This window comes from Micromonospora sp. CNZ309 (genome assembly GCF_002846525.1).
Genome location: NZ_PJNG01000001.1, coordinates 4,756,658 through 4,779,760 on the forward strand (window position 1 = coordinate 4,756,658; position 23,103 = coordinate 4,779,760).

Annotated in this window: 17 protein-coding genes, 1 tRNA gene and 2 pseudogenes; 8 read left to right on the forward strand and 12 right to left on the reverse strand. The window is 71.7% G+C overall.

The features are described from left to right. The first annotated feature begins 15 nt into the window (after positions 1–15). Positions 16–909, forward strand: coding sequence for a metallophosphoesterase (locus CLT72_RS20015; protein ID WP_101413105.1), 894 nt, complete (start codon positions 16–18; stop codon positions 907–909). 302 nt (positions 910–1,211) lie between these two features. Then, positions 1,212–1,288 (forward strand) — tRNA-Pro (locus CLT72_RS20020). Between the two features lie 65 nt (positions 1,289–1,353). On the opposite strand, the pseudogene CLT72_RS20025 reads toward CLT72_RS20020, so the two are convergent. From CLT72_RS20025 to CLT72_RS20045, 5 genes and pseudogenes are all read right to left on the reverse strand, one after another. Next, positions 1,354–2,010: pseudogene (locus tag CLT72_RS20025) on the reverse strand (tyrosine-type recombinase/integrase); the annotation flags it as partial. Between the two features lie 108 nt (positions 2,011–2,118). Further along, positions 2,119–3,249, reverse strand: a pseudogene (locus CLT72_RS20030) (IS701 family transposase). 168 nt (positions 3,250–3,417) lie between these two features. Beyond that, entirely contained in the window at positions 3,418–3,876 is a 459-nt protein-coding gene (locus CLT72_RS20035; RefSeq protein WP_144082280.1) for a hypothetical protein, read from the reverse strand. A gap of 414 nt (positions 3,877–4,290) precedes the next feature. Further along, entirely contained in the window at positions 4,291–4,800 is a 510-nt protein-coding gene (locus tag CLT72_RS20040; protein WP_101413107.1) for a hypothetical protein, read from the reverse strand. Between the two features lie 574 nt (positions 4,801–5,374). After that, positions 5,375–6,256, reverse strand: a complete 882-nt coding sequence (locus CLT72_RS20045; protein WP_101415275.1) for a DNA-binding protein — start codon at positions 6,254–6,256, stop codon at positions 5,375–5,377. Between the two features lie 30 nt (positions 6,257–6,286). Between CLT72_RS20045 and CLT72_RS20050 the strand changes: the two genes are divergently transcribed. Continuing rightward, a complete protein-coding gene (locus CLT72_RS20050) occupies positions 6,287–8,206 on the forward strand; it encodes a hypothetical protein (RefSeq protein ID WP_199184826.1) in 1,920 nt (639 codons plus the stop codon). Positions 8,207–8,258: 52 nt separating this feature from the next. On the opposite strand, the gene CLT72_RS20055 is transcribed toward CLT72_RS20050, so the two are convergent. Beyond that, positions 8,259–8,732 (reverse strand): hypothetical protein, encoded by a 474-nt coding sequence (locus CLT72_RS20055; protein ID WP_101413109.1) that lies wholly within the window; start codon positions 8,730–8,732, stop codon positions 8,259–8,261. A 132-nt stretch (positions 8,733–8,864) separates the two neighbouring features. Between CLT72_RS20055 and CLT72_RS20060 the strand changes: the two genes are divergently transcribed. Then, a complete protein-coding gene (locus CLT72_RS20060; protein WP_101413110.1) occupies positions 8,865–10,148 on the forward strand; it encodes an MFS transporter in 1,284 nt (427 codons plus the stop codon). A gap of 81 nt (positions 10,149–10,229) precedes the next feature. Here the strand turns inward: CLT72_RS20060 and CLT72_RS20065 are convergent, their stop codons facing one another. The 3 genes from CLT72_RS20065 to CLT72_RS20075 form a co-directional block, all read right to left on the reverse strand. After that, the gene (locus CLT72_RS20065) at positions 10,230–11,936 is read right to left on the reverse strand and encodes a bifunctional metallophosphatase/5'-nucleotidase (RefSeq protein ID WP_101413111.1); all 1,707 of its coding nucleotides are present in this window, start codon (positions 11,934–11,936) and stop codon (positions 10,230–10,232) included. Positions 11,937–12,232: 296 nt separating this feature from the next. Then, on the reverse strand, positions 12,233–12,862 hold the full coding sequence (locus CLT72_RS20070; protein WP_350823265.1) for a histone deacetylase: 630 nt from the start codon (positions 12,860–12,862) through the stop codon (positions 12,233–12,235). Between the two features lie 11 nt (positions 12,863–12,873). Beyond that, positions 12,874–13,656 carry a phosphodiesterase gene (locus CLT72_RS20075; protein WP_101413112.1) on the reverse strand — a complete coding sequence of 261 codons (783 nt, stop codon included), beginning with the start codon at positions 13,654–13,656 and terminating at the stop codon, positions 12,874–12,876. Positions 13,657–13,872: 216 nt separating this feature from the next. On the opposite strand from CLT72_RS20075, the gene CLT72_RS20080 reads away from it, so the two are divergent. After that, positions 13,873–15,294, forward strand: a complete 1,422-nt coding sequence (locus CLT72_RS20080; protein ID WP_101413113.1) for a diguanylate cyclase — start codon at positions 13,873–13,875, stop codon at positions 15,292–15,294. A 267-nt stretch (positions 15,295–15,561) separates the two neighbouring features. Here CLT72_RS20080 and CLT72_RS20085 read toward each other — a convergent pair whose 3' ends face one another. Both CLT72_RS20085 and CLT72_RS20090 read right to left on the reverse strand, forming a co-directional pair. Next, a complete protein-coding gene (locus CLT72_RS20085; protein ID WP_101413114.1) occupies positions 15,562–16,623 on the reverse strand; it encodes an aspartate-semialdehyde dehydrogenase in 1,062 nt (353 codons plus the stop codon). Positions 16,624–16,628: 5 nt separating this feature from the next. Then, positions 16,629–17,894, reverse strand: coding sequence for an aspartate kinase (locus CLT72_RS20090; RefSeq protein ID WP_089003025.1), 1,266 nt, complete (start codon positions 17,892–17,894; stop codon positions 16,629–16,631). A gap of 223 nt (positions 17,895–18,117) precedes the next feature. Here CLT72_RS20090 and CLT72_RS20095 point away from each other — a divergent pair, with 223 nt between their 5' ends. From CLT72_RS20095 to leuA, 3 genes are all read left to right on the forward strand, one after another. After that, positions 18,118–18,954 carry a hypothetical protein gene (locus tag CLT72_RS20095; protein ID WP_250102341.1) on the forward strand — a complete coding sequence of 279 codons (837 nt, stop codon included), beginning with the start codon at positions 18,118–18,120 and terminating at the stop codon, positions 18,952–18,954. An 85-nt stretch (positions 18,955–19,039) separates the two neighbouring features. Then, complete coding sequence (locus CLT72_RS20100; RefSeq protein ID WP_101413115.1) at positions 19,040–19,591, forward strand: nitroreductase family protein; 552 nt, start codon at positions 19,040–19,042, stop codon at positions 19,589–19,591. A 237-nt stretch (positions 19,592–19,828) separates the two neighbouring features. Continuing rightward, positions 19,829–21,580: a 2-isopropylmalate synthase gene (gene leuA, locus CLT72_RS20105; RefSeq protein WP_101413116.1), complete on the forward strand. Its 1,752-nt coding sequence runs from the start codon at positions 19,829–19,831 to the stop codon at positions 21,578–21,580. Positions 21,581–21,621: 41 nt separating this feature from the next. On the opposite strand, the gene CLT72_RS20110 is transcribed toward leuA, so the two are convergent. Next, positions 21,622–23,058: an MFS transporter gene (locus tag CLT72_RS20110; protein ID WP_101413117.1), complete on the reverse strand. Its 1,437-nt coding sequence runs from the start codon at positions 23,056–23,058 to the stop codon at positions 21,622–21,624. Positions 23,059–23,103: the final 45 nt, after the last annotated feature.

The window sequence follows — 23,103 nt, forward strand, 5'->3', positions numbered from 1 at the left end:
ACTACCCTGAACGGCATGCGAAAGCGCACACTATTCCGGCTCGCGACCGGGACCGCCGCCCTCGGCGCGGCGACCCTGGCGTACGCGTCACTCGTCGAGCGCAACATGTTCACCCTGCGGCGGTACGACGTGCCGGTACTGCCGGCCGACGCGGAGCCCCTGCGGATCCTGCACCTGTCGGACCTGCACATGATGCCCGACCAGGGGCGCAAGCAGCGCTGGGTGGCGTCGCTGGCCGCCCTCGACCCCGACCTGGTCGTGGTCACCGGGGACAACATGGCGCACCCCGGCGCCGTGCCCGGCGTGCTGCGCGCCCTCCAACCGCTGCTCGACTTCCCGGGGGCCTTCGTCTTCGGCTCGAACGACTACACCGGGCCGGTCTGGAAGAACCCGTTCACCTACTTCCTGTCCGACCGGGAGTACACCGAGGGCGTCGAGCTGCCGCACGAGGAGCTGCGTGACGTCTTCGTCGGCGCGGGCTGGGCGGACCTGAACAACGCCCGCACCACCGTCAAGGCCGGCGGCCGGGTCGTCGAGCTGCTCGGGGTGGACGACCCGCACGTCGAGCGGGACGACTACGACGCCGTGGCCGGGCCGGTGTCGCCGACCGCCGACCTGTCGATCGCGCTCACCCACTCCCCCGAGCCGGCCGTCCTCGACCGGATGGCCGCCGACGGCTTCGGGCTGATGCTCGCCGGGCACACCCACGGCGGCCAGGTCTGCGTACCGGGGGTCGGCGCGCTGGTGACCAACTGCGGCCTGCCCCGTTCCATGGCACGCGGCCTGCACCGCTGGCCCGGCTCCGACTCGTGGCTGCACGTCTCCGCCGGCCTCGGCACGCACCCGACCGCGCCGATCCGGTTCGCCTGCCCGCCGGAGGCGAGCGTGCTCACCCTGATCCCGCGCTGAGCTACCCGCCCCCGGGCACGCCCGCCCGCCGCCCCACGCCGGCGGGCGGGCCGGTCCGGGCGCGGTGACGTGGGGCACGCCGCGCCGGAACTGGGCGCGGTGGTGTGGGGCGCGTCGGCACGGAACCGTGGCCGACGTCCGGGGCCTGGGTGTGGCCGTCCTTTCGAGCTGAATCGTCTACGACATCAGCCGCGGCGCCTGGGCTCAACGGCTCCTCCCGGGGGCTGGGGAGGGGCGCCACGGCGGCGGGGGTACCGAGTTGGACCCCTGAGCGGGGTGGGCTACTATTTGTCGGCACGCCTCGGGGTGTGGCGCAGCTTGGTAGCGCGCTTCGTTCGGGACGAAGAGGTCGTCGGTTCGAATCCGGCCACCCCGACCAGGTAAGAGGGCACATCCTATCGACGGATGTGCCCTCTAGTGCATCCTGGGTGACTAACTGAGTGACTACCGCTCCGGAGTGAGCGCGAAGATGCGATCCATAGCGACCGCTCCGCTCAGGAGCACCGGCCGCAGTTGGTGCCGGTAGACCTTCTCCGTGACCGTGGTGCCAGAGTGCCCGCACAGGTCGGCGATGTCCTCCAGGCTCACACCGCTGCTGGACAGCACCGAGACGAAGCTGTGCCGCAGTTCCCGGGGTGTCCACTCGGCGGCGGTCAGACCAGCCTTGGCAGCGACCCTGCGAAAGGCTCGCCGGACGTTAGCAGCGTCCAGAGCGCTGCCGGTCGCGCTGGCGAACACGAGGTTCCGGGGCTGCCAGTCCTTGCCGGCCTTGTCCCGGTCGCGCTGTTGTAGTTCCCGGTGGCGACGGAGGGCGACCACACACCGGAGCGGTAGCGCGAGCGTGCGACGTGACTTCCTGGTCTTGGTGTCCCCGCCGGCCCGGACCGAGTGCCACACCGCGATGGACGGCGGCACGGGCGGATCATCGTCGGGCCGCCCGGCCAGGTCGACATGCTCCCACGTCAGCGCCCGCAGTTCCTCGGTACGCGCGCCCGTCAGCAGGGAAAGCACCACGTAGGCGTAAAGGCGCCCGTCCTCGGCGGCGCTAAGGACCGCCTTGGCTTGGTCGAGCGTAAGCGATTTAGTACTCCAGCCGCACCTGGTGGAGTTGGAGTCTTCGCTGGTAGTGGGCTGTTCTGGCGCGGTACTGGTGCCGGCGTCGCCATCGTGACCATCGATGGATGTGGTCGAAGGGTCGGATGGTGGTGATCAGGTGTGCCAGGAGACGTCGGACCTCGCCGAGGGTGAGGGGTATGAGGCCGTCCTCGGATTCGGCGCCCCCTTTTTGGCGTGGGCGGCGGTGACGGCGAGGTAGGCGTGGGCGCACAGAACGAGTGTTATGTGCCGGAACCAGGCGTCGTACCGACGGACCTGGTAGTAGTCCAGGCCGACTTCGGTTTTGGCGGTCTGGACGCATTCCTCGATCGCCCAGCGGGTCCCGGCGATGCGGATCAGGTCCTCGTCGACAGTCTCGGCGGGGCCGAAGCACAGGTAGTAGGCCAGGTCGGTGGGGTCGGTGATGCTGCGGCGGATCAGCAGCCAGTGGCCGTAGCCGTCGACGGTGCCGGGTAGGGAGGCCACGGCCCAGTCGTAGAGCCTTGGCCCTTTGGCGCCGTCGCCGCAGCTGCGGCGCTTCCACGCCAGCCTTGGCGCGGCGGCGGCGAGAACGTCCGGGCGGGAGTTGCCCACCATGGTCGGGACCCGCTGGTTGCGGGGCACGGCGAGGACGTAGCCGATTCGCTGCTGCTGCAACCACGTCCGGAACTACGAGTCCTGCCCGTATGCCTCGTCCGCGGTTATCCATCTCGCCGGCAGGCCGACGGTGATGGCGCGTTCGACCATCCGCAGCCCCAGCGCAGGCTTCGTGGCGAACTCGACGTTCGCGGTGATGCCGGCTTCGGCCCGGCGGGCGGGGTCGTCGCACCAGCTGCGGGGTAGATACAACTCACGGTCGATCAGCGTGCGCCCGGCCGGGCTGGCGTAGGCGAGGAACACCCCGAGTTGGCAGTTCTCCGTCCGTCCGGCCGTGCCGGAGTACTGGCGCTGCACCCCGGCCGACTTGATCCCCTTCTTCAGGAACCCGGTCTCGTCGGCGATCAGCACCCCGTGGTCGTGGCCGAGGTGGTCGGTCACGTAGGCGAACAGGTCGTCACGAACAGCGTCCGGGTCCCACGCGGACCTGTTGAGCAGCCGTTGCATCCGGTCCGGCGTGGTGTCGCCGGCGGCCTCTGCCAAGGTCCAGCCGTTCTTGCTGGCCAGCGGCGACAGCAACCCGACCAGATAGGTCAGCGCCTGCCTGCGAGGCTCCGCCCGCCCGAACCGGTGCGCGAACCGAGTCAGCGTTCCGTGTTGGTTGCCTGGGGGTCAAGGGATCGCAGGCTCAAACCTGTCGTCCGGACGAACAGAGCGGGCCGCTGAAACGAAAAAGCCCAGTTCGCGTCCCGCTTCGTGATTGTGTCGAGCAAGCCCGAATCATCAACGGCGCGGAGGCGGATCTGTTGCGCAGGCTCATCCCGCAGGTGACCCGGTGGGCGTCAGCTTGTCGCACTTGTGGAACCAGCTAAGCCATGCATTGTCCCGATTGCCGTCGTAGATGACGAGCGCCGGCTCTTTTTCGTCACGATCGACCCCGAGTTGCAGGACGTCCGAGGACTCCTTGCCGTCAAGGCTTCGGTAGTTGAGGTCCAGGAACGGCCAGCCTTGCGTCGTGACCCGGAAATTCCATTTGCCCGATCCGGAGGTCGGCGTGACGCCGTCGAACTCCATCCGGATTCGGTATCCGTCCACGTAGTTCGGATCACCCAACAACTCGTCCAGGTGAGTCTTCGACAGCCGGGTTATCTCGAAGGTGTCGTCGGCCTTGAGAGTAAGAATCTCCTGCTCCGAGCCGCACCACAGGCCAGGCATGTCCTGTTCCTCGGGCAGCGGGGACGGCGTCGAGGCGCAGCCGGCGGTTACCACGGCCACGACCGCCAGCATTGCTGGCCAGCGGCGAGCAGGAACCAAGTTCGGCCGCCCACCGAGCCTAGCCGAACCGAGTCCCATTAGTTCTCCTTGCCCTGCGCAACCGGGCGTGGCCGCCGCAAGTACCGTCGGCTGGTCCGGGGTTCCTGAGCCCGCCGGGACGGGCAGGACCCTCGAATCCTGATTTAGTCACGGTCAAGATCATAAGGGGTACCCGGCTCCCTGTTGCTGTTGACAGCAACGGTGACAGCAACGGGCCGAGACGAAGGCGGCAACCTACTGTCGAGCGCGGACAGCCGTCCGAGGTCGCGGACGGGGGCGGACCTCTGCCGGACAAAGCGCTCACTTCTTGTAAGCGAGACGTCCGGCCAGGGACATGCGCCGCAGCCCCGCCAAAGCCGCGTCGCGACGCGCGGCTCAGCCCTCGCTTGCCGGTGGGAGGGTCTTGAGTTCAGGACTCACGGTGCCGGCAATTGGAGCCGCGGCCTCTCTCGCGTCGCCGCACTCAGCCCCTGCCTGCACCTCCTTCTCGATCGCCTCGACCACGAGGTCTGCGCGGGTGTGTCGACCAAGCCATCGGGCGAGGTTCGACTTCTGGACAGCCCAACCATGGACGACCTGGCCGTGCCTTGTCTGTACGCCTATGCCGTGATAGCCGGCGTCCAAGCGCACGATCGTGTTGAGATCGATTCGGTACGTCCTGAACTTGTTCCGGATCACCAGCTCAGAGTTGGTCAACGTGATCGACGGGCGCAATGCGTTCACGTAGACAAAAGCCGCCAAGCCGCCGAGCAGCACCACAGAAACGACCTTCGAGGCGAGATCGAGCCCGCTGACGACGATGGCCGAGGCAACGATGCCGGCCAGAACCAGAACGAGGATGCCGAAAACCCGCCCTACTAACGACACCCGCCACGTCTGCTGCATTGCGGCAGGATAGGGCCACTCGACCGGCTGATCCAGACTTGGCCCGGCGCACCCGGCGGATGCTCGCTCATCCACGGGTCGGAACTCGTTCTCTCACTGGCCCCCAACAGAACCCAGACGCACACGGCACCGTCACAGCCCTCGCCGACAGGCCAACGCTCGCCGGCCTGCAAACCGAGCCGTCAGCAACCGCGTCGCCGGCAATCTACGGGTTCAGGGCCGGGCACAAATCCGGCACAACTGAGCGCGAGTAACGGCGGAAGACGCCGGAAACCGACGGAAGGCGTTTCGGCAGGTCACGAACCGTGCCGGGAATCGCATGGGAGGTCGAGAGGCTGCGGCTCTTACCTCCAGCGGAAATGCACGAACTGACCTTGGTCAGCCAAGCGCCGGCCGGAAGGCGCAACGCCTTGTGAGCGGGGCATGAGGCAGCGAGGCAGCAAGAAGGCAGCGCGAGCGTCGACGCGGGTCGACCCCGAACATGAACCGACGACGCCCGGCACCTGCTCGTCGACGCGGACCGCCACCAGTTGGCAGCAGCCGACAGCTTGAGACCGCATCCTCCCAGCGGGTTTCAGGTTGGCTTGCGGGCTGCTCTCTCGACTTCTTGTAGGACCAGCCCCAGGGTCTGTGAGCGGCGGTCTGCTGGCAGTGTTGCCCAGGCTCGTCGGGCGTAGGCGAGTCCTCCGGACCGATCTCCGGACTTGGTCATCATGAGGGCGCGGTGTAGCTCGATATGGGTGGCGAACCGGGTCAGCGCTGGCGGTCGGAGTCGGTCGGCGTCGGTCTGGGCCTGTTCGCCGGGACCGACCATGCCGAGTCGGGCGTAGAGCATCGACCGGAAGGTGGCCATTCGCCAGGCGGGTACGGCGGCGTCGGAGATCTCCCCGTCTGGTGAGGCAGCTAGGTCGAAGATCCGTCGTGCGTCCTCATCAGCCGTGATGGCTCCGCCGATGTCGCCTCGTCCGGCGGCGACGTGTGCGCGGGCCATCAGCGCCTGGAGGCGTCCGAGCGACGGCCGGTCGGACAGGGCAATGGCTTCGTCGGCGTACCGCTTGGCGACGGGTAGCGCAGCGCCTTCGTAGGCCAGGGCGATGGCGGCCCGGCCGCGTACCCAGACCCGGACGGCAAGGTCGTCGGAGCGGTCGGCGGCGATGCGGGCGGTGTCGTACCAGCCGATCGCCTCGGTCGGGTCCTTGGTCGTCTTGCCGTAGGTGGTGAGGGCACGGGCGGCGGTCGCCCACATGGTCGGGGAGTCGAGCTGCTGTTGCAGGACGACGAGGTCACCGGCGAGCCGGGTCTGGAGGCTGTCGGCACCGATCTCCATGTAGTCGCGGCCGTACTGGTCGACCCGGTCGCGCCAGCGGTCCTCGCTGTCGCGGCGGCCGGCGAGGGCGGCGGTGAAGCCGGATCGGATCAGCTCGATTTGATGTCCGCAGCTTTCCGGCCGGACGATCCCGGCTGGATTCGGGGAGGGCCATCTACTGTGACAGTTACCTGGCCACGTCGTGGCCTCATCGGCGCGCTCGCGCTGACGCTGGGCGTCAGCGGGCTCGCCCTCGTCGCGACCGGCAGTCCCGCCGTCGCGGCACCGCACTACGAAAGGACTCCGTCGATCCAGGTCGGCTGGACCGACTCCGCCACGCCGCGCAAGGCGTACGGGTGGAACGACGAGACGCACATGCCGCTCGGCACGTCTGTGGACGACGCGGGTGTCAGCCACACCTCTCGGGTGTACGCCACCTTCGATCTGTCCGCCTACGAGGGCCGGAAGATCTACGGTGGGACGGTCTTCATCGAGGAGTACAGCGCCGCCGACTGCGGAAAGCGGGCGATCGAGATCTGGCGCACCAAGCCGGTGAGCACCACGCCCACCTGGAACAGCGCTCCTGAGCCGCTGACCAAGCTGGACGAGGTCCTCACCCCGGAATGGTGCCCGAAGGCGACCCTGTCGTTCGACGTCGGTGCCGCCGTGCAGGACGCCGTGGCGCACAAGCAGCGCCGGATCACGTTCGAGATCCGCGTCCCGGAAGCCAACGAGAGCGACCCGACCTACGCTCGTCGGCTCAACTGGTACCGCAGCGTCGGCCTGACCACGCAGTACAACTCGGTGCCGAAGGGCGACAACGCCCACCTCTACAACGGCGGGTTCCCGTGCACCCAGTTCCGTCCGTACCCACGGCTGGGCGGCTTCGCCAATGTGCTCCAGGCTCTCGGCACCGACGCGGACCCGGATGACGAGCGCCGCCTGACCAGCGAGTTCGCAATCTGGCCGACGGGCGATGCGGCGGCCCGACAGGTCTTCACCAGCGAGCACGCCATCTCGGGTCGGGTGCACACGGCCAACCTGCCGGCGGGCACGCTCGTCGACGGCAAGTCGTACGCCTGGCAGGCCCGGGTGGGTGACGGGGCGGACTTCTCGGCCTGGTCGAAGAAGTGCTTCTTCACCTACGACGGCACCAGCCCCACCGCACCGACGGTTGCCTCCGCGAACTACCCGGCCGACGACAGCGGCGAGCAGGCCCCGGCGGGTGTTCCGGGCATCTTCACCTTCTCCGGCGGCGGCAACAAGGACGTGGCGGGCTTCCAGTACTCGTGGAACGGCCTCGGGGTGAACACGTGCGCGGCCTCGGGCGACCTGGGCCAGTTGGTCTGCCGCGATCCGTTCAGCCTGCCGAACACGGTCAGGGCAGACGTCCCGGGCGGCTCGGCGACCGTGACCCTGAACCCGACCGGGTCCGGGCCGCAGCAGTTGACCGTGCGTTCCCTCGACCTCGCCGGCAACATCTCGGCCGAGACCGTCTACAAGACGTTCATTCCCTGGTCCGCGCCGGATGTCCGGGTCGAGAACGGAGATCCGCAGTGGGGGCAGGAGGTGGTGCTGAAGTTCGCCCCGGCGGCCGGCGTCACCGGCGTCCGCGAATACGAGATCGTCCTGGACAACGGCGACCGCGAGACGAGGCAGGCCGCAGAGGACGGCACCGCGCACTTCAGCTTCATCGCCGGCAACCCGCAAGGGCACTCGGTGCGGGTACGTAGCATCAGCGACAACGGCTTCGTCTCCACAGAGGCCAGTTGGTCGACCTACTTCTACCCCGGCCCGGGCGTCAAGTCGGACGTCTACGTCCAGCCGCCGGACGGTTCGCCGGTCGGCGGAGTGGGAGTCGCAGGAACCTTCACCTTCTCCCCGCCGCCGGGCTGGACGGACACCGTGGCCTACCGGTACTCCTTCGTCGACGGCGAGGAGCTGACCGAGATCGCGGCTGATGCCGATGGTCGCGCAACGGTCACCTGGACGCCGACGACGAGCGGTTGGGTGCTGTTGACCGTGTACGCCGTCAAGGCCGACGGCACCTGGAGCGAGTACGGCAACTGGTACTCGTTCGAGGTGGCGGCCAGTTCCTGAGCCCTGCTCGTAAGTGACGGAGGGCCTGGCACCTGCTGGGCCCTTCCTCACGTCAGTCCTGCTGTTCGGTGCGTGCGATCTCCGTGAACGCGGCGGTCAGGTAGCCGTCGAGGGGCCGCCCCGTGGCGGCCAGCAGGTCGGCGACGAGCAGCGGCCCGTGCCGCGCCACGGCGGGCGGGTCGGGCGGCGACTCGTCGCCGTCGGGGTCGTAGACGCCGAGGGCGCCGGCCAGCAGGACGAGCACCACGTGCGGGTCGACGTCGGGCTGCCACTGCGCGGCGTCGCGCACGCAGCCTTCGAGCACCTGACGGACGTCGTCGCCGTCCAGGCCGTCGGGGTGGGTCTCCTCCAGCAGCAGCCGGACCACCGCGCCGAGCACCAGGCCGGACCGGTCGGCTGCGGCGAGCCGGGCCACCGCCACGTCGTACGCCTCGGGGGCGCGCTCGCGGGCGGCGGCGACCGCGTCGGTGGTGGCGGCGGCGATCTCGCGGGCCGGTGCGGGCAGGTGTCGCCAGGTGGTGGTCATCGCGACCAGGATCGCAGAGAGGTACGACGCCCCGCCGACCTGCTCGATCTGTGACCCCGCGCACAGATCGAACGGGAAACTCGGCGCGGAAAGGCCTCGCGCTGTGTCACACCCAGCACACAGAATCGGGGGATGCTCAGTCGCGCCCTGCCCCGCCGTTTCGAAGCTCAGCGAATGCTCGTCGGCACGCTGTTGTCGGCGATCGGGCGCGGCCTCACCCTGCCGTTCCTGTTCATCTACCTGACCGACGTCCGCGGCCTCTCCGACACCCGCGCCGGTCTGGTGATCGGCTGGTACGGCGTGGTGACCCTGGCGCTGTCGCCGATCGGCGGCACGCTCATCGACCGGTTCGGCGCCCGCCGGATCCTGCTGACAGGCCTGGTGATCGAGGCGGTCGGCACCGGCTCGCTGGCGCTGGTCGACTCGAGCGCCTCGGCGTTCGGGGTGATGACGCTCGTCGCGATGGGCAGCTCCGTCATCTGGCCCGGGCAGAACACGATCCTCGCCTCCCTCACCGACGCCGACGAGCGGCAGCGGGTCTTCGGGTTGAACTTCGCCCTGCTCAACCTCGGCATCGGCCTCGGCGGCCTGACCTCCGGCGCGATCGTCGACACCGCCCGGGCGGTCACCTTCCAGGCGATCTACGTGCTCGACGCGATCAGCTACCTGATGCCCGCGCTGATCCTGCTGACCCTGCCGCACGTGGGCCACCGGCTCGCCGCCGCGACGGGCGGGGAGCGGACGTCGGCCGGCGGCTACCTCACCGTGCTGCGCGACCGCCCGTTCCGGCGGCTCGTCATCTTCGGCCTGGTCATCACCACCTGCGGCTACGCGCAGATCGAGGTCGGCTTCACCGCGTACGCCGTGCGGGTGGCCGAGGTGACGCCGCGCGTGGTCGCCTGGGCGCTGGCCGGCAACACGGTGATGATCGTGCTCTCCCAGTTGCTGGTCCTGCGGCGGATGGAGGGGCGCAGCCGCACGGGCGGGCTGGCGGCCGTCGGCGGGGTCTTCGCGCTCGCCTGGCTGGTGCTGGGCGCCGGGGGCGTGGTGGGCCCGGGCAACGCGCTGGTCGCCGCCCTCTGCGTGGTGGCCTGCTCGGCGATCTTCGGTTTCGGCGAGACCCTGCTGTCGCCGGTGATGCCGGCGCTGACGAACGCGCTCGCCACGGATGCGCTGCGCGGCCGGTACAACGCCATGAGCTCGATGATCTTCGGCATCAGTGGGGTGATCGGCCCCGTCACGGCGGGCCCGCTGCTCGGTGCGGCCAACGGCCGGATCTGGGTCGTGGTGGTCGTCAGCGGCTGCCTGGTGGCCTCGCTCATCGCGCTCTCCCTGCGCCGGCTGCTCACGCCGGCCCAGGACGGCCGCGCGCCGGCCGCCCCGTCGGCCACCGAGCCGGCCCCCGCCAAGGCCTGACCGTCCGGGCTGCGGTCCGCGCCCTGACGACGACGGGCCCCGGAACATCCGCTCCGGGGCCCGTCGGCTGTGCGTCCGCCGTCAGGAGGCGGGGACCTCCGCCGTGGTGCGGATGCGGTCCAGGGCCGGCGCCGAGACCGGGGACTCGGCGGTCAGGTACGCCACGAACGCGTCCAGGTCGATCATGCCGGTGACCGCGTTGGTGCCGCCGGTGAGGACGGTGAAGCCGTCGCCGCCGCCGGAGAGGAAGTTGTTCACCGTGATCCGGTACGTGGCGTCGGCGGTGACCGCCACCCCGCCGAGGGTGAGGCTGCCCCGGACGACCCGGGTGCCGGAGCAGGCGTCGGCGGCGGTGCCGGTGGTGCCGGCGGGGTCGACGACGTACCGGACGGTCGACGACGGGTAGAGCGTCCGGCCGGCGACGAACTGCTGCTCCAGCAGGCAGTAGAGCTGCGCGCCGGTGAGGTCGAGCGTCACGAGGTTGTTGGCGAACGGCTGCACCGTGAACGCCTCCTCGTAGGTGACCGGCCCGGCATCGAGGTCGGCGCGTACGCCACCGGGGTTCATGAAGGCCGCGACGGCACCCTGCTCGTCGTCGGTGGCGGCGAGCTGCGCGTCGGCGATCAGGTTGCCCAGCGGCGATTCGCCCAGGGTCGTACCGAAGAGGGTCTCCTGGGTCTTCTTGATCTCCGTGGTGGTCCGGCCGACCTCGCGGTCGGCCACCGGGCCCAGCACGGTCTTGTAGCGGTCGATCAGGTCGGTCTGCGCCCGGTCCGGGGCGACGTCCCGGGTGACCACCACGTTCTCGGCCTTGGCGCTGATCACGTCGCCGGTGCGCCGGTCGATGGAGAGGTCGATGTCGGTGACCAGACGACCGAAGGAGCTGGCGCTGGTGACGAGCTTGCCGGCGATGTCGCAGTTGTACGCCTGGTGGGTGTGGCCGCTGACGACGACGTCGATCGACGGGTCCATCCGGTTGGCGATGTCCACGATGGGGCCGGAGATGCCCTTGCAGTCGTTGATGCCGCCGGTGGCCTCCTGCGTGCCGCCCTCGTGCAGCAGCACGACGATGGTCTCGACGCCCTGGCGGCGCAGCTCGCGGGCGTACCGGTTGGCGGTCTGCGCCTCGTCGGCGAAGGTCAGGCCGGCGACGCCCTGCTGGCTGACGATGCGCGGGGTGCCCTCCAGCGTCATGCCGATGAAGCCGACCTTGACGCCCTGCACCTTGTGGATGGCGTACGGCGCCAGCAGCGGCTGGCCGGTCGCGGTCTTGAAGGCGTTCGCGGAGAGGTATTGGAAGCCGGCGCCCTCGTACGGGGTGCCGTCGGCGCAGCCGTCGACCGGGTGGCAGCCGCCGTTCTGGATGCGCAGCAGCTCGTCGGCGCCCTCGTCGAACTCGTGGTTGCCGACGCTGGCGTAGTCGAGCCCGGCCAGCGAAAGCGCCTCGATGGTCGGCTCGTCGTGGAACGCGGCGGAGAGCAGCGGGGAGGCGCCGATCAGGTCGCCGGCCGCCACGGTGATCGTGTTCTGCTTCTTGGCGTGCTTGCGCAGCTCGGCGAGCTGGGTGGCGAGGTATTCGGCCCCGCCGGCGGGCTGCCCGGCGATGGTGCCGCTGGAGCCGGACGGCGGTTCGAGGTTGCCGTGGAAGTCGTTGAGCGCGAGCAGCTTGACGGCGACCGGCTTCGGGCCGGCGTCCGCCTGGTCGGGGGTGGTCGTGACCGCGCCGAGGGCGGTCACGGCGAGCGCGGTCAGGCCGATGGCGGCCCGGCGCATCCCGGGGATGGACATGGAACTCCTCGTGGAAAGCCGGCGCGGGCACCCGGATGACGGTCAACCCCGGGGGCTGGCCGCGCCGTCGGCAGTGTTCGGTCGCGGTGACGCCGGTGGGGGATCGCCGCCGCGTCGCCGACAGCCTCTCATCGTCGCCCGTCCCCGTCGACCGGGGCGTGCCCTCGGAGCTGGGCATACCCGCGACCGGGGGCACGTCCGGACGGGCGTTTCCGACATGCCCGGCAGCGTCGGCGCGGGTCCATGCCGGCGCGCGCGTGGGTCCCCCGGCGATCAGTGCGGGTCGACGGCGGCGATCAGTGCGGGTCGGTCCCGGCGATCAGTGCCGCGAAGGCCGCCGCGTCCCAGGTGCCGGCGACTCCCGGCCGGGCCAGCAGGTAGCGGGCGACCCGGTCGGCGTCCCAGCCGTGCGACTCGCGCAGGCCGCGGGCGATCATGCCGAGGTAGGCGGGGGCCGGGGCGCGCCACGGCACCTCGGACGCCGCCCACGGGGCGGTGAAGGTCAGCAGCGGGAGCCCGTCGAGCCGGCCGGGGCAGAGCAGGGTCTCGTAGCGGCCCGGGCCGAGGGTGGCCCTCCCCGTGGCGACGGCCCCGGCGATCAGGCCGGCGTCGGCGCCCGGCTCCCGGTACATCTCCTGGGCGGCCACGTCCGCGAACTGCCCGCCGTCGAGCAGGTAGGCCCGGGCCGCCGCCTCGCCGGGAAGCGCCGGGTCGTAGAACGCCATCCCGCCGGTCCACGCCCGGGACTCGCCGGCGAAGTAGATGCCGCCGGGCAGCCACACCGGCACCGTACGCCTCGGGGGTCGCTGGTCCCGGCAGCCCGGGTAGGTCCGGCGCCCGCCGGGCGGGCAGCCCCCGGCCAGGTAGAAGCCGAGCCGGTCGGCGTGCATGTTCGAGCCGTACGCGACGTACCAGACCTCGCCCACCCCGGCGGCGGTCAGAGGTCGCAGGTCATGCCGGCGGCGTGGCTGGCCTGCACCAGGTGCGTGACGCAGCCGCTTCCGGCGACCTGGTGCAGCAGGAAGCCGGTCGGCTCGGCGACCCAGCCGAACCGTTCGTCGGGGCTGGTGGTGAGCGAACTCTGCCGCCAGGTGCTCGGCGCGGTGGTGAGCACCGTGCCGGCGAAGTTCACCGTCACGGGGCGGTGGACGTGCCCGGCGAGCACCCGGACGACGTGCGGGTGCCGGGCGACCACCTCGGCCAGCCCGTCGCCGTCGGCCAGCCGGATGTCGTCGAGGAACGGGATGCCGACGGGCGCCGGCGGGTGGTGCAGGCAGACCACCGCCGGCACCTCGGACCGGCCGGCCAGCACCCCGTCCAGCCAGCCGAGCTGGTCCTCGCCGAGACAGCCGGCTCCACCCCCGCCCGGCATCAGGGAATCCAGCACCACGACGGTCGCCTCCGGGTGGTCGACGTGGTAGTAGGCCGAGAAGCCACCGCCGAGCCACGGGGTGCCGCCGAACGCGTCCAGCAGCGACTCGCGGTCGTCGTGGTTGCCGGCGACGAGGTGCAGCGGCAGCGGGAACCGGCCGAGGATCTCGCGCAGCGTCGCGTACTCGTCGGGGCGGCCACGCTCTACCAGGTCGCCGGTGACGACCACGCAGTCGGGCCGGGGGTTCAGCGCCAGCACCCGGCCCAGGGCGCGGTGCAGGCCGGCGGCCGGCTCGGCGGCGAGCACGCCGGTGGTCAGGTGCGGATCACTGAGCTGGGCGATGAGCATCGGTGCCTCCACTCGACCGGGACCCTCACGCTATCGCCGCGAGCCCCGACGCGCGGCCCGCCCGTACCCACAGGCCCTGTCCACAGCCTGTGGATGGCACATGTGTACGAAGAACGCGGACGATCTTGGCCACGGCGGTACGGCGGCCCGCTGAGTACGCTTGATCGCGGGCCCGCCCGCCGGTCGCAGCCCTCCCTACCTGGAACGACGTGCCGAGTGGATCACGAGCGAGTCATCCGAGACGTCACGGTCCGCCTCCCCATGGCGTCGACCGTCGTCGAGGCGTGCCGGTGGACCGTCACGGCGCTCGCCCGCCACGCGCCGGCCACCATCTCCGTCCTGCTGCACGTCCACGACCGGCTGCGCTGCGTCGCGGCCACCGGATCCTGGCAGGTCTTCTCCACCGTCCCGCCGAAGACCGGGATCGTGGGCCGGGTGTACGCCTCCGGCAAGACCGCCGTCGTGCCCGACGTCGCCGACGACCCCGACTACATCCCGGTACGCCCCGACGTCACCGCCGAGGTGTGCGTACCGGTGCTGGACCCGGCGGGCCGGCCCATCGGGGTGCTGGACCTCCAGTGGTGCGGTCCGACCGACCTCGGGCCGTGGCGCGACACCGCCGAGCGGCTGGCGGCCCGGCTCGGCGCCCGGATCGTGGCGCTCGGCGGGCCACCGGCGGAGAGCCGCAGCGAGAAGCTCCTCCGGCACGCCGCCGCGCTGACCTCGGCGTCGACGGAGTGGGATCTGTTCGCCGCCGCGATCACCGCGGCCCGGGACGTCTCCACGCTCTCCGCGGCGGTGCTGGTGCTCACCGGCCCGACCGGGCCCCGGCTCGGCACACCGCCGGCCACCCCGGGCGAGTTGGAGGGACGGATCCGGGCGGAGCTGGCCGAGGCGGGCCCGGCCGCGCTGGACCGGCTGGTCACCCGCGCCCACCGCCACGGCGTGGGCTACACGCTCGGCGAGGCGGGACACCCGCCCATCCCCGACCACCTGCCGCTGACCCGGGCCGGGGTGCGCACCCTGGTCGCGGTGCCGGTCGGCCAGCCCGACGACGGCGGGGTGCTGCTGGTCGCCGACGAACGGCTGCTGCGCCCCGACCCGACCACCGTCAACCTGCTGGAGCTGCTCGCCGGTCAGGCGTGGAGCTGCCTGGACCGGCTGCGTACGCTGGCCCGCCTGCGCGAGCAGGCCGACTCCGACCCGCTGACCGGGCTGCGGCACACGGGGCCCTTCGGCCAGCGGATCGCGGCGGCCACCCCGGGGCGTACGGCCCTGCTCGCCATCGACGTGGACGGCTTCAAGACCGTCAACGACACGTACGGCCACCAGGCCGGCGACCGCGTCCTCGTCCGGCTGGCCCGGGCCCTGGAAGGGGCGCTGCGGCACGGCGACGAGCTCTACCGCGTCGGCGGCGACGAGTTCGTGGCGGTGATCGAGGTGAGCCGCCCCGAGGAGGCCGTACGCATCGCCGAGCGCCTGAACGAGGCGGCGCGACGGATCGGTCGCACGATCAGCGTCGGGGTGGCCCTCCCCCGCCCGGGCGAATCCCCCGAAGCCACGTTGCGCCGCGCCGACCAGGCCCTCTACGCCGTCAAACGCCACGGCCGCGACGCCACCCGCCTCGCCCCGGCCTAGGCGTGCTGTCCGGGAACACTCCTGACGGCGCTTCCGGGCTGGCAGAAGACGTGCGGGACGCGTGGAGCCGACAAACCACCACCGCCGGACGGCTGATACCTCTGCGGCATAAAAATACCTGTGTGGTATCGAGCCCAGGGGACTACACCGCCGGCCGTCGAGGCCCGGCGGCGATCATGCAGGTGTGGTGCCCCGTGGTGCCCGGCAGAAGTCGCGGAAGGCAGCATCCGCCCACCAGGAGACCGTGATCGACGCGAGCGGGAGGGGCTAGCGGGGGGTCAGTTCCTTGGCGAGGAGTTCGGCTATCTGGGCCGTGTTGAGGGCGGCGCCCTTGCGGAGGTTGTCGCCGGTGACGAAGAAGTCCAGCGCGCGGGGGTCGTCGACGGCACGGCGGATCCGGCCCACCCACGAGGGGTCGGTGCCGACCGCGTCGATGGGCATGGGGAACTCGCCCGCCCCCGGGTCGTCGACCAGGATCACCCCGGGCGCGTTCCGCAGCACCTCGCGGGCGCCCTCGGCGTCCACCTCGGTGGCGAAGACCGCGTGCACCGCGACGGAGTGGCCGGTCACCACCGGCACCCGTACGCAGGTGGCGGAGACCTTGAGGTCGGGCAGCCCGAGGATCTTGCGCGACTCGTTGCGCAGCTTCAGCTCCTCGGACGACCATCCCGCGTCGACCAGGGAGCCGGCCCAGGGCACCACGTTGAGCGCCAGCGGCGCGGGGAACGGGCCGACGTCGTCGCCGACCGCCTGGCGTACGTCGCCGGGGCGGGAGCCGAGCACCCGGTCCCCCGCGATCTTGGTGAGCTGGGCGTGCAGGGTGTCCACGCCGCCCTGGCCGGCGCCGGAGGCCGCCTGGTAGGAGGCGAGCACGAGTTCGCGCAGCCCGTACTCGCGGTGCAGCGGGGCGATCGCGATGATCATCGCCAGGGTGGTGCAGTTGGCGTTGGCGATGATCCCCTTCGGCCGGTTGCGCACCTGCTCGGGGTTGATCTCGGGCACCACCAGCGGCACGTCGCGATCCATCCGGAAGGCGCCGGAGTTGTCGACCGCGACGGCCCCGCGGCTGACGGCGACGGGCGCCCACTGCGCGGAGACCTCGTCCGGGACGTCGAACATCGCCACGTCGACGCCGTCGAACGCCTCCGGGGTCAGCGCCTGGACGGTCAGCTCCTCGCCCCGGCAGCGCAGCCGCCGCCCGACCGAGCGCTCCGAGGCGAGCAGCCGGATCTCGCCCCAGACGTTCTTCCGGCCGCTGAGCAGCTCGCACATCACGGTGCCGACGGCACCGGTCGCCCCGACCACGGCCAGGGTGGGCAGCGGCGACACGATGGCTACCGTCCCGTCCCCGCGTAGACGACGGCCTCGGTGTCGCCGCCGAGGTCGAACGCCTCGTGGATGGCACGCACGGCGGCGTCCAGGTCGGTGTCGCGGCAGACCACGGACACCCGGATCTCCGAGGTGGAGATCATCTCGATGTTGACCCCGGCCGCGCCGAGGGCGGCGAAGAAGCCGGCCGCGACGCCGGGGTGCGAGCGCATGCCGGCCCCGATCAGCGAGACCTTGCCGACGTGGTCGTCGTAGAGCAGGCCCTTGAACTTGACCGACTCCTGGATCTTGCTCAGGGCGGCCATGGCGGTCGGGCCGTCGGCCTTGGGCAGCGTGAAGGAGATGTCCGTGCGGCCCGTGCCCTCGGTGGACACGTTCTGCACGATCATGTCGAGGTTGATCTCGGCGCCGGCCACGGTGTCGAAGATCCGCGCGGCGGCGCCCGGCTCGTCGGGCACCCCCACGATCGTGATCTTGGCTTCGCTGCGGTCGTGGGCGACCCCGGTGATCAGTGCTTGCTCCACAGGAAGGTCCTCCATCGATCCGGTGACCATCGTGCCGGTGTTGGTCGAGTATGACGAACGGACGTGGATCGGCAAGCCCGCCCGGCGGGCGTACTCCACGCTGCGCAGGTGCAGGATCTTGGCGCCGCAGGCGGCCAGCTCCAGCATCTCCTCGTACGTGATCTGGGTGATGTGCCGCGCGTTCGGGACGATCCGTGGGTCGGCGCTGAAGACGCCGTCCACGTCGGTGTAGATCTCGCAGACGTCCGCGTGCAGCGCGGCGGCGAGCGCCACGGCCGTGGTGTCGGAGCCGCCCCGGCCCAGCGTCGTGACGTCCTTGGTGTCCTGCGAGACGCCCTGGAAACCGGCGACGATGACGACCGCGCCCTCGTCGAGCGCGCCCTTGAGCCGGCCCGGGGTGACGTCGATGATCCGCGCCCGGCCGTGCACCGACGTGGTGATCACGCCGGCCTGCGAGCCGGTGAACGAGCGGGCCTCGTACCCCAGGTTGTGGATGGCCATGGCGAGCAGCGCCATGGAGATCCGCTCCCCGGCGGTGAGCAGCATGTCCAGCTCGCGACCCGGCGGCAGCGGGCTGACCTGGTTGGCCAGGTCGAGCAGTTCGTCGGTGGTGTCCCCCATCGCGGAGACCACCACGACGACGTCGTCGCCGGCCTTGCGGGCGGCGACGATGCGCTCGGCCACCCGCTTGATCCGCTCGGCGTTGGCGACGGAGGACCCGCCGTACTTCTGCACCACGAGTGCCACGACGGTGCGCTCCCTCCCAGCGACGACCCTGAGCGTGCCGACGCCGCCGGAGTTCAGCCGGCGGCGCGTGTCAGACGCACCCAGGGTATCGGTCGCCCGACCCGGGTGGGTCGGGTGATCCCACGATCCGGCCCCGCCGCCGGGGCGGGGTGGTGCGCGACACGCCGGGACGCCGCGCGCGGCGGGGCGCACGCGCGTGCCTCCCGGGCCGCAGAATGGCCCCGTGCACGCCCATCTCCGTCCGGCCGGCCTTCCCGCGAAGCCCGCGCGCACCCCGGCGCGTCCGTCCCGACGCCTCGCCGCCGCGCTCGCGCTCGCCCTGCCCGCGCTCCTCGCCGCCTGCACCGCCGACCTGCCGGCCCCCCGGCCCACACCCACCTCGGCACCGGTGCCGGCGGGCATGGACGCGGCGCGCGACGAGCTGGCGGCGCTGGCGGCCGCCGCGCAGGACCGGCACCTGGTCGCCAGCTACACGCTGCGCGCCCCGGGGTCCCCGGACCGGACGATCCTGGTGACCAGCGCGAACGACGGCAGTTGGCGGGTCGACGTGCCGGGCGGCGCGCTCGGCGGGAGCGCCGACGTCTCGTTCGCGGCCACCGCCGACGGGCTGTTCCAGTGCGCCCTGCCGTCCGCCACCCGGCCCGACCCGGCGACCTGCGTACGCCTCGGCGACCGCGACGAGGCCGTGCCCCGCCGGGTCGACCCGCGCGTGCAGCACCCGTTCACCGACTGGCTGGACGTGCTGACCGACCGGCGGGCCCCGCTCGCCGTGTCGCCCGCCCAGCCGCCGCCCGGCGCGGCCGGGGCCTGCTACTCGGTCGAGACCACGTCGGCGTCGATCAACGCGCCGCTGGACGTGGGGATCTACTGCTACGACCCCGACGGCACGCCCACGGCGGTGCACACCGCGTCCGGCACGCTGCTGCTCGCCGGTACGCCCGCGCCGGCCCCGGCGACGGTCCAGTTGGCCGGGCCGGTGGTCGACGGCGAGCCGCTCGGCACGGCGACGCCGGAGCCGACCACGGAACCGGCCACGAGCCCGGGCGCGGGAACGCCCTGACCGGCGGTGACGTTACGGGTGCCCTTCGCCACATTCGGACATCCCACCTCTAACCTACTAATCGCCCTTACAGGACACTAGCCCCATGGCCGACCTCACCCCGCTGCTCGCGTTTCGCTGGAGCCCCCGGTCCTTCGACCCGGTGGTCGAGCTGTCCCGCCAGGACGCGGCCGCACTGCTGGAGGCGGCCCGCTGGGCGCCCTCGGCCGGCAACGCCCAGCCGTGGCGGTTCGCGCTCGGGCACCGCGACGACGAGACGTTCAAGCGGATCCTGGTCAACCTGCCCGAACCCGACCAGCGCTGGGCGCAGCGCGCCGCCGCCCTGCTGCTCGGCGCGCACCGCACCGGCCCCGCCGGGCACGCGTACGATCTGGGCCAGGCGGTCGCCCACCTCACCGTGCAGGCCACGGCGCTCGGCCTGCACGTACGCCAACTACACGAGTTCGACCACGCCGGCCTGGCCGCCGACCTCGACCTGCCGGCGGACGTACGGCCGCACGTCGTGGCGGCAGTCGGGCAGCTCGGCGACCCGCTGAGCCTCCCCGCCGACCTGCTGCGGTCGGAGACCGGCCTGCGCCGCCGCCTCCCCCTGGCCGACCTGCTGCTGACCAGCGAGCCTGCGAAGTGCGTCTCATAGTTCGGACCAGCCTTCCCGCCCCCCGGCCGACCACGTAGGGTTACCTGGTCATGTGGCAGGCGTACCTCCTCCTTGGTCGCCGCGACGAGGCCTGAAGGCCGGCACCTCGTCGCGGAGTCGAACCGCGCCGTCCAGCACATCCGAACCTTCCATCGGCAACCGCCCGGGCACCGTCGCCCGGCACCCGGCCGACACCTTCCGATTGCTGACGCCACATGTTCCAGGGAGTACTCCGTCATGGCTCAACCCGTCACCGACGCTGACACCGATCCCATCGCCCGGCAGCGCCCCAGCCGGATGCCGTACCACCGCTACCAGCCGTACCAGCAGCAGTTCCGGATCGACCTGCCCGACCGCACCTGGCCGACCCGGCACGTCGAGGCCGCGCCGCGCTGGTGCGCCGTGGACCTGCGCGACGGCAACCAGGCGCTGATCGACCCGATGTCGCCGGAGCGCAAGCGCCGGATGTTCCAACTGCTGGTGCAGATGGGCTACAAGGAGATCGAGGTCGGCTTCCCCTCGGCCAGCCAGACGGACTACGACTTCGTACGGCAGCTCATCGAGCAGGACCTGATCCCGGAGGACGTCACGATCCAGGTGCTCACCCAGTGCCGGGAGCACCTGATCGACCGGACCTTCGAGTCGCTGCGCGGCGCCCGGCGGGCGATCGTGCACTTCTACAACTCCACCTCCACGCTCCAGCGCCGGGTGGTCTTCGGGCTGGACCGCGACGGCATCGCCGACATCGCCACCCAGGGCGCGCGGCTCTGCCGCAAGTACGCGGAGATCCACACCCCGGACACGGACATCCACTACGAGTACTCGCCCGAGTCCTACACGGGCACGGAGCTGGAGTACGCCCTGGAGGTCTGCGCCAAGGTCATCGAGGTGGTCGACCCGGCCCCGGACCGCAAGCTGATCGTCAACCTGCCGGCCACCGTCGAGATGGCCATGCCGAACGTCTACGCCGACTCGATCGAGTGGATGCACCGGCACCTGCCCCGCCGCGACAGCCTGGTGCTGAGCCTGCACCCGCACAACGACCGGGGCACCGGCGTCGCCGCCGCCGAGCTGGGGCTGCTGGCCGGCGCGGACCGGGTCGAGGGCTGCCTGTTCGGCAACGGCGAGCGCACCGGCAACGTGGACCTGGTGACACTCGGGCTGAACCTCTTCTCCCAGGGCGTCGACCCGATGATCGACTTCTCGGACATCGACGAGGTGCGACGCGCCGTCGAGTACTGCAACCAGCTCCCGGTGCACGAGCGCCACCCGTACGCGGGCGACCTCGTCTACACCGCCTTCTCCGGCTCCCACCAGGACGCGATCAAGAAGGGCTTCGACGCGCTCGCCAAGGACGCGGCGGCTGCCGGCGTGCCGATCGACCAGCACACCTGGGCGGTGCCCTACCTGCCGATCGACCCGAAGGACCTGGGCCGCACCTACGAGGCGGTCATCCGGGTCAACTCGCAGTCCGGCAAGGGCGGCGTCGCGTACATCATGAAGAGCGAGCACCAGCTCGACCTGCCGCGCCGGCTCCAGATCGAGTTCTCCGGCGTGGTCCAGCAGGTCACCGACCACGACGGCGGCGAGGTCGACCCGGGCACCATGTGGGAGATCTTCGCCACGCACTACCTGCTCGACCACCAGGTCGACCCGGCGCTGACCCTGGACGGCTACGCCATCGGCACCGCCGAGGGCAAGGTCGAGATCGAGGCCCGCCTCGGCCTGGGCGGGGAGCCCCGCTCGCTGACCGCGGTCGGCAACGGCCCGATCGACGCGTACGTCAACGCACTCCAGTCGGTGGGCGTGGCGGTACGGGTGCTCGACTACCACGAGCACGCGCTCTCCTCCGGCGGGGACGCGCAGGCCGCCGCGTACGTGGAGTGCGAGGTCGACGGTCGTACGGTCTGGGGCGTCGGCACCGACGCCAACATCGTCACCGCCTCCGTGAAGGCCGTGACGAGCGCCGTCAACCGCGCCCGCGCCTGACGGACGGGGAAGGGCACTCCGTTCGGGCGGGGTGCCCTTCCTCACTCGCGGGGCGGACGGTGCACGAGCAGGACGGCCATCGCCGCCCCCGCCAGCAGCAGGCCGGCGCACCAGAGCATCGCGCCCCGGTACGCGTCGGTCAGCGCGGCCGGCTGCGCGTAGCCGGCGCCGGAGAGCCCGACCAGCAGCGGCAGGGCGGCCACCGCCAGCAGTCCGCCCGCCCGGGACGCGGCGTTGTTGAAGCCGCTCGCCACGCCGGCGAAGCGGTCGTCGACCGCGGCCAGTACGGAGGCGGTCAGCGGCGCCACCACCAGCGTCAGCCCGATCCCGAAGAGCACCACCCCGGGCAGCACGTCCCGCCAGTACGACGCGCCCGGATCCACGCCACGCAGCAGCACCAACCCGGCGGCGGCGACCACCGGCCCGACGGTCAGCGGCAGCCGCGGCCCGATCCGCGCCGACAGCGCGCCCGCCCTGGCCGAGCCGACCAGCAGCAGCATCGTCATCGGCAGCAGCGCGACCCCGGTGAGCAGCGCCGACCAGCCGACCACGTTCTGCAGGTAGACGGCGAGGAAGAAGGTGAAGCCGCCGAGCGCCGCGTAGACGAGCACGGTGAAGACGTTCAGCACGGAGAAGAGCCGGCTGCCGAACAGGCCGGTGGGCAGCATCGCGGCGTCCCCCCGCCGCCGCTCGACCAGCACGAAGGCCACCGCGCCGGCCACGCCCGCCAGCGCGGCGGCGAGCACCGGCACCGAGTCGAAGCCCCGGACGGGGGCGTCGATCAGCGCGTACGTGACGCCGGCCAGGGACAGCGCGCCGAGCAGGGCGCCCGCCACGTCGAACCGGCGGCGGCCCCGCCCCGCCGCCCCGGTGCGGGACGCGGCCTCGTCCCGGCTCTCCGGCACCCAGCGCAGGGTCGCCAGCAGCACGAGCACGGCCAGCGGCAGGTTGAGGAAGAAGATCCACCGCCAGGAGAGCGCGTCGATCAGCCAGCCGCCGAGGAACGGCCCGAGCGCGGTGGAGACGCCGGACAGCCCCGACCAGGCGCCGATGGCGCGACCCCGGTCGTCCGGGTGGAAGCTGGCCTGGAGCACCGACAGCGAACCCGGGGTGAGCAGCGCGCCCCCGGCGCCCTGGAGGAACCGGGCCGCGATCAGCCACTCGGTGCCCTGGGCCAGGCCGCACAGCAGCGAGGCGAGGGTGAACCAGACCACTCCGACCAGGAAGACCCGCCGCCGCCCGAACCGGTCGCCGAGCGCGCCGCCGAGCAGAACGAAGGCGGCCAGCATCAGCAGGTACCCGTTGACCGTCCACTGGAGACCGGCGACGGTGGCGTCGAGGTCCGCACCGAGGTGGGGCAGCGCCACGTTGACCACGGTGGTGTCGAGGAAGACCATGCCGGAGGCGAGGACGGCGGCGAGCAGGGTGCCCCGCCCGTGCGCGGTGCCCAGCCGGAGCGCGGGCGCGGTTTCGGTCATGGCGTCCAATCTGCCCCGCGGGATATGAGAGACGCCACGAATCGC